The following is a 13888-nucleotide window of genomic DNA, read 5'->3' as shown; positions in this document are numbered from 1 at the left end:
AAGAAAGCCACCAGCACCGTATGGGCACTTCCTCCTCACGCATGCTCTTCGGAGCCGCGTACTACACCGAGTACCAGCCGTACGAGCGGCTCGCGCAGGACCTCGATCTGATGGCCGAGGCCGGGTTCAGCGTCATCCGGGTCGGCGAGTCGGTCTGGTCGACCTGGGAACCCCGCGAGGGCCACTTCGAACTCGACTGGCTGCAACCGGTGCTCGACGCCGCCCAGGAGCGCGGCATCAAGGCGATCATCGGCACCCCGACGTACGCCGTCCCGCCCTGGCTGCGCCGCAAGTACCCGGAAACGGCGGCCCGTTCACGCACCGGCGAGCCGATCCCGTACGGCATGCGACAGGACGCGGACTACTCGCACCCCGCCTTCCGGCACCTCGCCGAGCGACTGGTCCGCAAGATCGTCGGGCGCTACGCCGACCACCCGGCGGTCATCGGCTGGCAGGTCGACAACGAACCCGGACTACGGCTCTTCCACAACGACTCGGTGTTCCAGGGCTTCCTCGACCACCTCCGCGACCGCTACGGCGACGTCGAGACGCTCAACCGCCGCTGGGGGCTGACCTATTGGTCCCACCGCTTGCAGGACTGGGCGGACCTGTGGACCCCCGACGGCAACTCCACCCCGTCGTACGACCTCGCCTGGCGCCGCTACCAGTCCCGGCTGACGCAGGAATACATCACCTGGCACGCCGAGTTGGTCCGCGGCCTCGTCGCGGAGCAGCATTTCGTCACCACCTGCGTCGCGCTCGGCCAGCAGGGCCTGGACATCTCGGCGATCGGCCGGCCCCTCGACGTCGCCGGCGCGAACATCTACTACGCCACCCAGGACGGCCTGGCGCTGCCGGGCTCCGACGAGCCGGACGGCGGTCTGTACCCGTTCTTCGTCGCCTGGTCGGGACCCGCCTGGCTCTACCTCCAGAACGACATGGCACGCGGCATCCGCCAGGAACCCTTCCTCGTCATGGAGACCAACGCCACCTCGATCGGCGGCTCCGCGGACAACTTCCCCCTCTACCGGGGCCAGGCCCGGCAGGCCGTGTGGAGCATGGTCGCGCGCGGCGCCCGGATGATCGAGTACTGGCACTGGCACTCCCTGCACTACGGCGCCGAGACCTACTGGGGCGGCATCCTCGGCCACAGCCTGGAACCCGGCCGGACCTACGACGAACTCGCCGTCATCGCCGGGGAGTTCGAGCGGGCGGGCAGTGCGATCGAGGGCCTGCGTCCACGCAGCGACGTCGCGATGCTGCTGTCCGCCGACAGCCGCTGGGCCATGGAGTTCATGGGCCCGCTCAGGGGTAACGCCCCTGCCTGGTTCGGCGATCCGCAGTCCTACGACCGCATCGTCGCCGCCTTCTACCGGGGGCTGTTCGACGCCGGACTGTCCGTCGACATCGTTTCCCCGGAGCAACTCCCGTCCGATCCGGAGGAGTTGGTCGACCGCTGGCCGGTGCTCGTCGTCCCCGCGCTGTACATCGCGGACGACACGACACTCGACCTGCTGCGCCGGTACGCCGAAGCCGGCGGCCATCTCGTCCTCACCCCACGCACCGGCTACGCCGACGAGGAGGCCGTCGCCCGGCACACGGTCATGCCCGGAGTGCTGCGCCCCGTCGTGGGAGCGCGCTACCAGGAGTTCACCAATGTGCTGACCCCGGTCACGATCACCAAGGGCGAGGGGACGGCTGACGGCCCCGCCCTGCACGGACGGGCCACCGCCTGGGCCGACGGACTGATCGCGGAGGGCGCCACCGTACTGGCCGGCTACGAGCATCCGCACCTGGGCCAGTTCGCCGCCGTCACCACGCACGAGCACGGCGAGGGCCGGGTCACCTACGTCGGCACGGTCCCGGACCGCGAACTCTCGCACAGCCTCGCCGACTGGATCGCCACGGTCTCGCTCCCCGCCGACGCCTGGCGCGCGGACCGCCCGGCCTCCGTCACCTGCACAGCCGCCACCACCGCCGACGGAGCGGTCCTGCGCTTCGTCCACAACTGGGCCTGGGATCCAGTCGGTTACCGCCTCCCGGCGGACACCACCGACCTGTTCACCGGTGAACACCTCCCCGCGGGCACCACGCTCGAACTCGGGCCCTGGGACGTCCGGTTGCTCGTCCAGCGCGACGGCGACGCGCTTGCTGCACCCCTTTCCTCCACCGACCCCACTTCACCGAGGAGCACTCCGTGAACCGGCAGCCCACCACCGACGCCCCCTCCGCCGACGAGGCCGAGTTCGCCAGGCGCCTCGGCGCGCTCACCCTGGAGCAGAAGGTACGACTGCTGACCGGCGCGGACTTCTGGTCCCTCCACCCCGAACCCGCCGTCGGCCTGCGCCGGTTGGTCGTCTCGGACGGCCCCGCCGGAGTCCGCGGCGAGCTGTGGGACGAGCGCAGCCCCTCCGCCAACGTGCCCTCGCCCACCGCACTGGCCGCCACCTGGGACGAACCCCTGGTCGAGCAACTCGGCGGACTCCTCGCCCACGAGGCACGCGCCAAGGACGTCGATGTCCTCCTCGCCCCCACCGTGAACCTGCACCGAACCCCCTACGGCGGACGGCACTTCGAGTGCTTCAGCGAGGACCCGCTGCTCACCGCCCGGGTCGGCGTCGCCTATGTCCGAGGCGTCCAGGGCGGCGGAGTGGCGGCCACCGTCAAGCACTTCGTCGGCAACGACTCCGAGACCCAGCGCATGACGCTCGACGCGCGGATCGGTGAACGCGCCCTGCGGGAGCTGTACTTGGCGCCCTTCGAGCGGATCGTCGGCGAGGGCGGGGTCTGGGCGGTGATGGCCGCCTACAACGGGGTCAACGGGCACTCGATGACCGAGAGCCCGCTGCTGCGCGAAGTACTGCACGACGACTGGGACTTCGACGGTCTGGTGATGACGGACTGGTTCGCCGCCCGCACCACCGAGCCGTCCGCCCGTGCCGCGCTCGACCTGGTGATGCCCGGCCCGATCGGCCCATGGGGCGACGCGCTGGTCGCCGCCGTACGCAAGGGCAAGGTCGACGAGTCACTCGTCGACGACAAGGTGCTGCGGCTGCTGCGCCTCGCCGCCCGCGTCGGCGCGCTGAGCGACATACCCGCACCCGCCCGGCCGCCCCACTACGACACCGCTTCCGTGGCGGCCCGACTGCGCGAGACCGCCGCCGCCGGATTCGTACTGGCCCGCAACGAGGGTGCCCAACTGCCTCTGGACCGCGCGGCCTTGAGCCGGGTCGCCGTCCTCGGACCCAATGCCGCCACGGCCCGCACTCTCGGCGGCGGCAGCGCCACCGTCTTCCCGTCCTACACCGTCTCGCCCCTCGACGGCATCCGCGCCGCCCTGGGCGACGACGTCGAGGTCACCCACGGCATCGGCGTCACCCCGCAAACTCGCGTACCGGCGGCGGCACTTACCCACCTGCGCCACCCCGACGGCTCCGGCGCGGGCGTGGAGGTGAGCTTCCTGTCCGAGGACGGAATCCTGCTCGGCTCCGAACGCCGCACCGGCGGCGCCTACACCTGGATGGGCTCGTACGGTCACGGAGTGCCGACCGGCCAGGTCGCCCGGGTGGAGGCGCGCACCGTGGCCCGCGCGACCGTCGCCGGCCGGTACGCCATCGGCGGCTCGGGCATCGGACGCTTCCGGCTGTCCGTCGCGGGCGCCGAGGTGTTCGACGTACGCCTCCAACTCCCGCCGGGCGCCGACCTGGTGGAAGGTCTGATGACCCCGCCGCAACATCTCCACACCGTCGAGCTGGCGGAGGGCGAGGAGACCGAGGTCGTCCTCACCCACGACATCGTCTCGTCGGACGAGGCCCTCGGTGACGCCGTCACCATGTTCCAGCTCAACGTCCAGCCCCCGCACGGCAGCGACGACGAGGAGATCGAGCGGGCCGTGGCACTCGCCCGCGAGGCCGAGGTCGCCGTGGTCGTCGTCGGCACCACCGAGGAGGTCGAGAGCGAGGGCTTCGACCGTGACACCCTCGCCCTGCCCGGCCGGCAGGACGAACTCGTCCGCCGGGTCGCCGAGGCCAACCCCCGTACCGTCGTCGTGGTCAACTCCGGTGCCCCGGTGCTGCTTCCGTGGGCGGACGACGTGGCGGCGGTTCTGCTCGCCTGGTTCCCAGGGCAGGAGTTCGGCAACGCGCTCGCCGACGTCCTGCTGGGCCTCGCGGAGCCGGGCGGCCGACTGCCCACCGGCTGGCCCGTCTCCGAGCACGGACTTCCCTCCACCGAGCCGATCGACGGCGTACTCGCCTACGACGAGGGGCTGTTCATCGGCTACCGCGGCAACGGCCGCACGGGATACCAGCCGCCCCGCTACGCCTTCGGCCACGGACTCGGCTACACCACCTGGGACTACGTCTCGGTCGACGTCCCCGGTGAGGTGCCGTCCGGCGCCGAACTCGCCCTGGACGTACGGATCCGCAACAGCGGTACCCGGCTCGGCAAGGAGGTCGTGCAGGTCTACGCCTCCCGCCCGGGCGGTGCCGTGGAGCGCCCGCTCCGCTGGCTCGCCGGGTTCGCCGTGATCGAGGCGGCGCCCGGCGAGGAGGTCGTCGCGACGGTCACCGTGGCCGCGCGGACGTTCGAGCACTGGGACACCGAAGCAGGCGCCTGGGCAACCGAGTTGGGGACCTACACCTTGGAAGCCGGCCCGTCGTCGACCACGTTGCCGCTCACCGCCGACGTCATCGTCAGCCGGCCATGAGCGAGCCCAAGCCGGAAGCGGACCCGGTGCTCGCCCCCTGGCGGCAGACCGAGATCACCCTCACCGGGGTCCGAGACCACGCCAACCCGTACACCGACATCGACGTATGGGCCGAGTTCACACACGAGTCAGGGACGGTCCTGCGCCGTCCCGCCTTCTGGGACGGCGGCCGGGTCTGGAAGATCCGGTTCGCCTCCCCGGAGGTATACGGCAACTGGACCTGGCGCAGCGGCAGTTCGGTCGCGGACGAAGGACTGTCCGGACAGGGCGGCACGCTCGTCGTACGCCCTGCCGTCGACGGCGACGCCAACTCCTTTCACCGGCACGGGTTCTGGCGGATGTCGCCCGGCGGGCGCAGCCTGGTGCACGCCGACGGGACGCCCGCGCTGTTGGTCGGCGACACCGCCTGGGCCCTGCCCTGGCGGGCCACCGAGGAACAGGTCGAGGAGTACGCCGCCGACCGCCGGGCCAAGGGCTTCAACGCGGCGCTGCTGATGAGTGTCCAGCCCGACATGGACGCACGCGGACCACGCGACCGCACCGCCGACGAGGGGTTCGACGTCGGCTTCGAGGACCTGCCCACCGGCCACGTCAATGTGCTCAACCCGGCCTATTTCCAGTACCTCGACCGCCTGCTCGGTATCCTCCGCGACCACGGGATCGTCCCCGTACTCCAGCCGCTCTTCCACGGGTTCGGCTGGAAGGGCCAGCGCGTGGCGGGACCGGTGGTGCCCCCGCAGGAGTACGCGCGCTACTGCCGCTACCTCGTGGCCCGTTACGGCGCCGCCCCCGTCGTCTACCTGGTCGGCGCCGACGGCGAGGGCCGTGAACCGCAGATCGCGGCGGGCGGTGCGGAGGTCGGCCGCTGGGACGGCTACGGCCAGCCCTGCGGCATCCACTACCGCCCGCACGCCGACAACAGCGCCCACCAGAGCGAGAGTTGGCTGCACTTCCAGTGGTGCCAGACCGGCCACATGGGCGGCCACGTCCAGGAACGCGTCGCCGACATGTGGCGCAACACTCCCGCCAAGGCGGTCGCCAACGCCGAGCCGACGTACGAGAACACCGGCCGCCCCGGCCGTGCCGCGGGCTGGTGGCAGGGGCACGAGGCCTGGAGCAACCTCTGCGCCGGCGGCACGATGGGCGTCGTGTACGGCGCGGCGAGCCTGTGGCAGTGGCGGCTGCACGCCGGCGAACCCGGCCACCAGGAGTTCTTCCTGGCCGAGGGCGCCGGCTGGCGAGAGGCCCTGGACTTCGAGGGCTCACGCCACGTCGGGCTGATCTCCCGCATCCTCGACGGCCTCCCCCTGACGGACATGCGGCCCGACTGGCGATTCGCCCTGGCGCCCCGGGGACTGTCCGTCCCCGGCGAGCTGTACCTCTGCTACGCGGAGGAGGGCGGCCCGCTGTTCATCACCGCCCCGGAGAACGTCCCGCTCCCTTACCGAGTGATCGATCCCCGCACCGGCGAGACCGTCCGCGAGGGCGTGCGCGCCGACGCCGGAGACCCCGTGCCCGACGAGGGCGGAGCCCCCCGGGTGTACATCTGCCACGCCCCGAACCGGAGTTGATCCCCGTGCAGGTCACACCCCCGACCTTCGAGCACCACCGCGAACCCCTCGGCATCGGCGAGTCCGCACCACGCCTCAGCTGGCGCACGGTCGCCGATGCCGGGGGCTGGCGGCAGACCGCCCACCAGCTGGAGATCACCGCCGCCGACGGCACGGTCCTCACCGACACCGGCCGCGTGGAGTCCGCCGAGTCCGTCCTCGTCCCCTGGCCAGGGCCGCACCTCGGCTCCCGGGAGCGCGTCGGCGTACGCGTACGCGTCTGGGGGGACACCGAGGACGACCCGTCGCCCTGGTCGGAGCGCACGTACGCCGAGACCGGCCTCCTGGAACCGGCCGACTGGACGGCCCACCCCGTCACCCCCGACCGAGACGCTCCCACCGGAGAACCGATCCCCGCAGCGCTGCTCCGCCGCGACTTCATCCTCGCCGGCCGAGCCGTCTCCGCCCGTCTGTACATCACCGCGTACGGCGTCTACGAAGCCGAGATCAACGGCGAGCGCGTGGGCGACCACGTCATGGCCCCCGGCTGGACCTCCTACCAACACCGCCTGCGCTACCAGACGTTCGACGTCACCCCACTGCTGCGCACCGGCGAGAACACCATCGGAGCACTTCTCGGCGAGGGCTGGTACACCGGCCGCCTCGGTTTCCACGGCGGAAGACGTGCCATCTACGGCGAACACCGCGCGCTCCTCGCCCAGTTGGAGATCGCATACGCGGACGGCACGACCCAGACCGTCGTCACCGACGAGCACTGGCGCACGGCGTCGAGCCCCGTCCTGCGTTCGGAGATCTACGACGGCGAGGTCTACGACGCCCGGAGCGAACGGGCGGGCTGGTCCATGCCGGGACACGACACGTCCGAGTGGGCGACCGTTGGCGAACTCCCGCCCCCCAGCGCGGAGTTGGTGGCGCCGACGGGACCGCCCGTCCGACGCACCCAGACCCTCGGCCCGGTGCAGGTCGTCACGACGCCGTCCGGGAAGACCGTCCTGGACTTCGGACAGAACCTGGTCGGGAGACTGCGCATCCGCGTCAAGGGTGCCGCCGGACACGAGGTCACCCTGCGCCACGCGGAGGTGCTGGAGAACGGTGAACTGAGCACCCGCCCGCTGCGGTTCGCGGCTGCCACGGACACCTACGTGCTGCGCGGCGAAGGGGTGGACGGTAGCGAGAACGTGGAGGTGTACGAACCCCACTTCACCTTCCACGGCTTCCGCTACGCCGAGATCGGGAACTGGCCCGGACCGCTCGACCCCGCCGACATCGAGGCGGTCGTACTGCACACCGACATGGCCCGCACCGGCTGGTTCGAGTGCTCCGACCCGCTGGTGAACCGGCTGCACGAGAACGTCGTGCAGGGAATGCGCGGCAACTTCCTCGACGTCCCCACGGACTGCCCTCAGCGCGACGAACGCATGGGCTGGACCGGTGACATACAGGTCTTCGCGCCCACCGCGTCCTTCCTCCACGACTGCTCCGGCATGCTGACCGGCTGGCTGCGCGACCTGTCCGCGGAGCAGTTGGCGCGCCCGGACGGCGTGCCGCCCCTCGTCGTGCCCGATGTGTTGCCGGATGCCTTCGAGGGCGTAGGCGCTCAGGCGGTGTGGGCCGATGTCGCGGTGCTCCTGCCGTGGACCCTGTACCAGCGGTTCGGGGACCTGGAGGTGCTGCGCACCCAGTACCCGAGCATGCGGGCGTGGGGCGAGGCGACGATCCGACTCACCGCCGAGGGTGACGGGTTGTGGCAGCAGGACTTCCAACTCGGCGACTGGCTCGACCCGCAGGCCCCGCCGGACCGGCCGGGGGAGGCGCGGACCGACGGCGATCTCGTCGCCAACGCCTATGTCGTCCGTTCCGCCGAGGTGCTGGCCGAGGTCGCCGAACTCCTGGACGGTGCCGGGGAGTTGGACGGCAAGGAGGACGCCGTCCGGTTCCGTGCGCACGCACAGGCCGTGCGCGGGCGATTCGCGGACCGGTTCGTCACGCCGGACGGCCGACTGTCCTCGGACACCCAGACCGCGTACGCCCTGGCCATCGCCTTCGCGCTCCTCCCTACGGAACGCCAACGGCGGGGCGCGGCCGAACGGTTGGCGCACATCGTGCGCCGCGCGTCCTTCCGTATCGCCACCGGATTCACGGGCACACCCCTGATCTGCGACGCCCTGTGCGCGGCGGACGAACCCCAACTCGCCTACCGCATGCTCCTGGAGAAGAGCTGCCCGTCGTGGCTCTACCCGGTGACCATGGGAGCCACCACCGTCTGGGAGCGCTGGGACTCGATGCTGCCCGACGGCACCGTCAACCCCGGCGAGATGACCTCCTTCAACCACTACGCCCTTGGCGCCGTCGCCGATTGGCTGCACCGTACGGTCGCGGGTCTCGCCGCAGCGGCGCCCGGCTGGCGGCGACTGCGCGTCGCCCCGGACCCGGGCGGCGATCTGACCTGGGCGAAGGCGGCCCACGACACTCCGTACGGGAGAGCGGAGGCGGGCTGGCGCATCGAGGGCGACGACCTCGTCGTCGAGGCGTTGATCCCCCCGAACACCCGGGCGGAGGTCCAACTGCCGGACGGCAGCGCGCCGTTCGAGGTCGGCTCGGGACGGCATGTGCTTTCCCGCCCCTACGCCTCCCCGGCCTGGCCGCCGACGGCGATCCGGCATCCCTGACTGCCGGCCCCCGACTCCGCTTGAAGTTTCAAGCGGAGTCGGTCAGACTCTCGTTTGAGACTTCAAGCGATCCGTCGTGGGTCTTTGGGGACTCTTCCCGCAGTCACCCTGTCCTGGAGTTGCCATGTCCTTTGCCTCTGATGCCGTCGCCGTCCGCCGTGGTCCGCTCGCCGTGGTCGGCGGCGTGCTCGCCGCGATCGTGGTGGCCTCGACGGCGGACGCCGTGCTCGCTCTCCTCGCCCGGACGGCGGGCGCGCCCGACGACTTCCAGCCGCTGAAGGCCTCGTCGTACATCTTCCTGACGGCGGTCGGGGTGATCGCGGGTGCCGTCGGGTGGGCCATCATGCGCAGGGTGTCGAAGGACCCGGCGGCGCTGGTGCGGTGGCTGGTGCCGACCGTCGTCGTGGTGTCCTTCGTCCCCGACTTCCTGCTGTACGGCGACGGTGGCGCGACCGGTGTCGGAGCGCTGCTCCTGATGCACGTGGTGGTCGCGACGGCCGCGGTGTTCGCCTACCGCAAGGTCATGCCCCTGTCGTAGGCGCCCACCGGGGCCGCCGGATTCCGAACCGTTACAGTGCGACCGTCGTACGCCACAACTCCCCGGCCTCCGCCGCCGCTTCCGGCGCCACGAGCAGCAACGGCTCGCCGTACGAAGGGAGTTGCGGCAGCGCCACCGCCCCCGCCTCGGTCGCGATGAGCAGGGCGGGCAGGCCGTCCACCGGGTGGAACTCGCCGATGGCTGCGGCCGTCGCCCGGCCCGCCGCGACCTGGACCAGGGACAGCGCGGTCGAGCCCATCACGCGGGCCGTGCAGTGCCGTTCGGCGAGTTTCGCGAGCAGCGCGTCCAGGCCGGGCCAGTGGGCGTGTGCCGCCCATTCGGTGAGGAACACATGGCCCGTGAGGGTGGTGTGGTCCGCCGCGTGGATCGGAGACCCGTTGAGGTGCGCGCCCTTGCCGCGTACCGCCGTGAAGACCTCGCCCCGCCAGGGGTCCGCCACCAGGCCCAGCAGTGGACCGCCGTCCGGCTCCGCCAGGCCCAGGGAGAAGGAGCACCAGCCCAGTCCGTGGGCGTAGTTGGTCGTTCCGTCCACGGGGTCGATCACCCAGTGCGGGGCGTCGTCCGACGTGCCTGCCTCGGCGCCGTACTCCTCGCCGTCGATCCCCCAGTCGGGGAACTCCCGCCGCAGCACCGCCCGTACGTGTCGCTCCACCGCCTCGTCCGTGTCCGTGACGATGTCGGCCGGGCCCGCTTTCTGCCGGACCGGACCCGTACCTCCTCGGTTCCCGTCACGAATCGCGTCCGATGCCCACTCGGCCAGCTCCACGGCCACCCGCAGAGCACCGTCCAGGTCATGTCCGTTCGGCACAGCTCTTCACCACCCCGTCCAGGTCGTCCCTCATGATCGCGTCCACGTCCCAGGAGACCAGAACGGCCGGATGAACGTGGACTTTCCGCAGGGCGACACCTGGGCGGGGCGGGGCTCACTTCGGCAGGGCGGCGCTGTAAGTCCATCGCCGGAGCAGGCCCGTTGGCCACCCCGCAGGCCAACATCCTCTTCTGCCGCCTACCCCAGCAGGTCACCGAAGGACTCCTCGCCGAGGGCTACGCCTTCTACCACGACCGGTGGGAGCCGGGCATCGTCCGCCTCGTCACCGCCTTCTCCCACAGCGCCGACGACATCGACCGGCTCCTGGACGCGGTCCGCCGCCACACCCACTGATCCGCGGCGGCGGGACCGTCGAACTCCCGCTCATTCAAGGCGAGTTGACGCCGACTCGGACTCTCCTTGTCAGGCGGTGACGAGTGGCTTGAGCGGTGGTGCGGGGGTCGGCAGGGTGGTGTGCAGGCTCCTGGTGACCTCGGTCAGGTCGGCGATGAACATGCCCGCGAGTTCCGCGGTGAATCCGGTGCGCACCACCAGACGCAGTACGGAGACGTCCTGGCAGGGCGCGGGGAAACTGTAGGCGGGCAGATGCCAGCCGCGGGTGCGCATCGCGTGGGAGACGTCGAAGACCGTGAAGCTCTGCGCGCCGGGCACCAACCGGAAGGCGAACGCCGGGAGTTCGGAGCCGTCCGTGATCAACTCGTAGGGGGCGACGGCCTGGATGCGTGCGGCGAGTGCGCGGGCCGTGGCGCGGCTCTGGGCCGCCAGATCGCGCAGCCCTTCGAAGCCGTAGCGGAGGAAGCTGTAGTACTGCGCGACGACATGCGCGCCCGGGCGGGAGAAGTTGAGGGTGAAGCTGGGGGAGCTGCCACCGAGGTAGTCGACCTCGAACACCAGGTCGTCGGGGAGGGCTTCGGCGTCGCGCCACAGGGCCCAGCCCAGGCCGGGGAAGACATGGCCGTACTTGTGCCCCGAGGTGTTGATGGAGGCGACGCGTTCGAGCTGGAAGTCCCACATGAGGCCCGGGTCGAGGAACGGGGCGACCATCGCGCCGGACGCGCCGTCGACATGCACGGGGATGTCGGTGCCGGTGGCGGCCTGGTAGCCGTCCAGTGCCATGCAGACGTCCGCGACGGGCTCGTAGGAACCGTCGAACGTGGACCCGAGGATCGTCACCACGCCGATGGTGTTGTCGTCGCAGTACGCGGTGAGCGTGTCGGCCGTGAGGTGGTAGCGGCCCGGTTCCATCGGGACGTAACGCGGCTCCACCTCGAAGTAGTTGGCGAACTTCTTCCAGCACACCTGGACGTTCGCGCCCATCACGATGTTCGGGCGCGCGGTGTCCTTGCCCTGGGCACGCCGGCGTTCCTGCCAGCGGCGCTTGAGCGCGAGGCCGCCGAGCATCGCGGCCTCGCTGGAACCGGTCGTCGAGCAGCCGTGGACCTGCTCCGGCCGCGGCGCGTGCCACAGTCGGGCGAGCATCCGTACGCAGCGCTCCTCCATCGCCGTGATCTGCGGGTACTCGGCGCGGTCGGCGAGGTTCTTCTCGGCGGTTTCCGCCATCAACTCCCTTGCCTGCGGCTCCATCCAGGTCGTCACGAAGGTGGCGAGGTTCAGCCGGGCGTTGCCGTCGAGCATCAGCTCGTCGCGTACGCGGCGGCAGACCAGGTCGGGTTCCGACGCGAACTCGGGCAGCTCGTCGACGGGCTGGAGGAGATCGACGGCCGGCGGGAGACCGCCGCCGCGGGAAAGGGTCAGGGTGTCGAACTCGGCTTCGGGCATGACGTCGGTATGCGGGATGGGCATGAGTGTCTGGATGCCTTTCTGGTCCGTGCGGCCCCGTGCACTCCGACGCTAGATCGCTGAGAGGTGCGGCGTATGTGTCGATTACACCGATCCAGTGATCGATTTGCGGACTGATGAACTGGATTTTCCCTTGTACATACTGGACATTACTTTTTGCAGAGCAGAAGCCCCCGACACGGCGAGGTCAGCGCCGTCGGACCTGGCTCAGCTCCTGTACCAGTCGGTCGAATTCGCCGTGGGTGTTGTAGAAGGCGAAGGAAGGGCGGACGGCGGCGGTGAGGCCGTAGCGCCGTAGGACGGGCTGGGCGCAGTGGTGGCCGGCCCGGACCGCGATACCGGCGGTGTCCAGCGTCCTGGCGATATGGGCGGGGTCGGTGCCGTCGATGGTGAAGGCCGTGACGCCGACCCCGTTCGAGGAGCCGAGCGGGCGCAGGCCCGGCACATCCTCGGCGAGGCGGTGTCGGGCGTACGCGACGAGTGCCCTCTCGTGGGCGTGGGCCGCGTCCAGGCCGATGGATTCGAGATGGTCGGCGGCTGCGCCGAGCCCGATCGCGCCGGCGATGTGGCCGGTGCCCGCCTCGAACTTCTGTGGGGGCGGGGCGTATTGGGTCTGCTCGAAACTGACGGACTTGATCATCGCGCCACCGCCCTGCCAGGGCGGTATCTCCCCAAGGAGTTCCGAACGGCCGTACAGGACACCGATTCCGGTCGGGCCGAAGAGCTTGTGGCCGGGCAGGACGTAGAAGTCGGCGCCCAACTCGCCCACGGCCACGCGGAGATGGGGGACGGCCCGGACGCGCTCGCGAGGTGCTGGGTGGCCGGCCTGAACCGGGAACCCAGTGTAATTTTTGTGAGTCCGGTGAAAGGACGCGGAAATTCAGGCGGGGGCCGGGGCGGAGGTCTTGCCGGCCGGGGCGGAATTCTGCGAGGGCACGCCGGACGACCGGGTGCCGAGGAGTTTCGACACGGCCGATGTGCCGGTGGGCGGTCTCGACGCCCTGCTCTTCGAGGGCCATGCGGTAGCTCACCGTCTTGGAGACGGACTGCACGCAGAAGGGGACCTCGCTGTCGCCCACGGTGTACCGCTGGCCGTCGATGGTGCACAGCGGGATCGCGAACTGTTCCGGGTTGATACGGGCCAGTTGGGGGATGCAGTCGGCCACGGCGCCGCCGCGCGCGCCGGAATCAGGTCGTGGTGGATCTGGTCGATCTCCGAGGTCAGGGACTGGAAATCGGGAACGATCAGGGAGTTCCGCATGGCCCGCTGGATCAGACCGCTGTGATGCTGGATCAGGGCGACGAACTCCCGGAAATCCATTTCCCGTTCGCCTGGACCGTCCTGGGTCGCGTCGAGAATTCCCTGGATCCGGGGGTGCTCCGGCTGGTGCCTTGCGGGCGGTGAGACACAGCGGGCCGCACGTGCGGCGGGCGATGAGCCGGGGCAGTAGCTGGGCGGTGCTGGACTGCCGGTGATTCCCGGGGCGGACAGAGGTACGACCCGAGCGCGGCAACCGAAGCGCGTCCCCACTCCCGAGATCGGTCACCGATTCGATCGTCACGGCGCCCCGTCCTCCTGACACTGCCGCACGCAGTGAATGCGTACGCATCGCCCCGGCGGCCGGAATGGCCCGCCGCAGGTCGCGGTGATCACGGCAGGGGCTCTGTCGCGGTAAATCCGGCATTTTCTGCGGCAGTTGCGAGCGCGTTTCCGCGATCGATCATCCGCCCGAATGCGTTTCTGCTGTGCGG

9 protein-coding genes and 1 pseudogene are annotated in these 13888 nt (G+C 70.7%); 6 read left to right on the top strand and 4 right to left on the bottom strand.

The features are described from left to right. Positions 1 to 20 precede the first annotated feature (20 nt). From ACIRRY_RS28395 to ACIRRY_RS28375, 5 genes are all read left to right on the top strand, one after another. On the top strand, positions 21 to 2201 hold the full coding sequence (locus tag ACIRRY_RS28395; protein WP_403977704.1) for a beta-galactosidase: 2181 nt from the start codon (positions 21 to 23) through the stop codon (positions 2199 to 2201). After that, positions 2198 to 4708, top strand: coding sequence for a beta-glucosidase (locus ACIRRY_RS28390; protein ID WP_403977702.1), 2511 nt, complete (start codon positions 2198 to 2200; stop codon positions 4706 to 4708). Before ACIRRY_RS28395 ends, ACIRRY_RS28390 begins: the two co-directional genes overlap by 4 nt. After that, on the top strand, positions 4705 to 6279 hold the full coding sequence (locus ACIRRY_RS28385) for a DUF4038 domain-containing protein (RefSeq protein ID WP_403977700.1): 1575 nt from the start codon (positions 4705 to 4707) through the stop codon (positions 6277 to 6279). Before ACIRRY_RS28390 ends, ACIRRY_RS28385 begins: the two co-directional genes overlap by 4 nt. Positions 6280 to 6284: 5 nt before the next feature. Next, on the top strand, positions 6285 to 8948 hold the full coding sequence (locus tag ACIRRY_RS28380; RefSeq protein WP_403977698.1) for a family 78 glycoside hydrolase catalytic domain: 2664 nt from the start codon (positions 6285 to 6287) through the stop codon (positions 8946 to 8948). Positions 8949 to 9072: 124 nt separating this feature from the next. Beyond that, positions 9073 to 9486 (top strand): DUF6069 family protein, encoded by a 414-nt coding sequence (locus tag ACIRRY_RS28375; protein WP_403977696.1) that lies wholly within the window; start codon positions 9073 to 9075, stop codon positions 9484 to 9486. Positions 9487 to 9517: 31 nt separating this feature from the next. Here the strand turns inward: ACIRRY_RS28375 and ACIRRY_RS28370 are convergent, their stop codons facing one another. After that, on the bottom strand, positions 9518 to 10315 hold the full coding sequence (locus ACIRRY_RS28370) for an inositol monophosphatase family protein (RefSeq protein WP_403977694.1): 798 nt from the start codon (positions 10313 to 10315) through the stop codon (positions 9518 to 9520). Positions 10316 to 10477: 162 nt separating this feature from the next. On the opposite strand from ACIRRY_RS28370, the gene ACIRRY_RS28365 reads away from it, so the two are divergent. Further along, positions 10478 to 10669 carry a hypothetical protein gene (locus ACIRRY_RS28365; RefSeq protein WP_403977692.1) on the top strand — a complete coding sequence of 64 codons (192 nt, stop codon included), beginning with the start codon at positions 10478 to 10480 and terminating at the stop codon, positions 10667 to 10669. 69 nt (positions 10670 to 10738) lie between these two features. Here ACIRRY_RS28365 and ACIRRY_RS28360 read toward each other — a convergent pair whose 3' ends face one another. The 3 genes and pseudogenes from ACIRRY_RS28360 to ACIRRY_RS28350 all read right to left on the bottom strand — a co-directional run. Then, the gene (locus tag ACIRRY_RS28360; protein WP_403977690.1) at positions 10739 to 12139 is read right to left on the bottom strand and encodes a glutamate decarboxylase; all 1401 of its coding nucleotides are present in this window, start codon (positions 12137 to 12139) and stop codon (positions 10739 to 10741) included. Between the two features lie 184 nt (positions 12140 to 12323). Beyond that, positions 12324 to 13016 carry an aminotransferase class V-fold PLP-dependent enzyme gene (locus tag ACIRRY_RS28355; protein ID WP_403978350.1) on the bottom strand — a complete coding sequence of 231 codons (693 nt, stop codon included), beginning with the start codon at positions 13014 to 13016 and terminating at the stop codon, positions 12324 to 12326. 148 nt (positions 13017 to 13164) lie between these two features. Beyond that, a pseudogene (locus ACIRRY_RS28350) lies at positions 13165 to 13746 on the bottom strand (glutaminase); the annotation flags it as partial. Between the last annotated feature and the right edge of the window lie 142 nt (positions 13747 to 13888).

The organism is Streptomyces sp. NPDC101776, assembly GCF_044766845.1.
Taxonomy (GTDB): domain Bacteria; phylum Actinomycetota; class Actinomycetes; order Streptomycetales; family Streptomycetaceae; genus Streptomyces.
This window is presented reverse-complemented; position numbering and strand designations above follow the sequence as displayed.

Excerpts from the sequence above, each read along its gene's own strand:
- ACIRRY_RS28395 (WP_403977704.1), top strand. The coding sequence starts at position 21 with ATGGGCACTTCCTCCTCACGCATGCTCTTCGGAGCCGCGTACTACACC.
- ACIRRY_RS28385 (WP_403977700.1), top strand. The coding sequence starts at position 4,705 with ATGAGCGAGCCCAAGCCGGAAGCGGACCCGGTGCTCGCCCCCTGGCGG.
- ACIRRY_RS28375 (WP_403977696.1), top strand. The coding sequence starts at position 9,073 with ATGTCCTTTGCCTCTGATGCCGTCGCCGTCCGCCGTGGTCCGCTCGCC.
- ACIRRY_RS28360 (WP_403977690.1), bottom strand. The coding sequence starts at position 12,139 with ATGCCCATCCCGCATACCGACGTCATGCCCGAAGCCGAGTTCGACACC.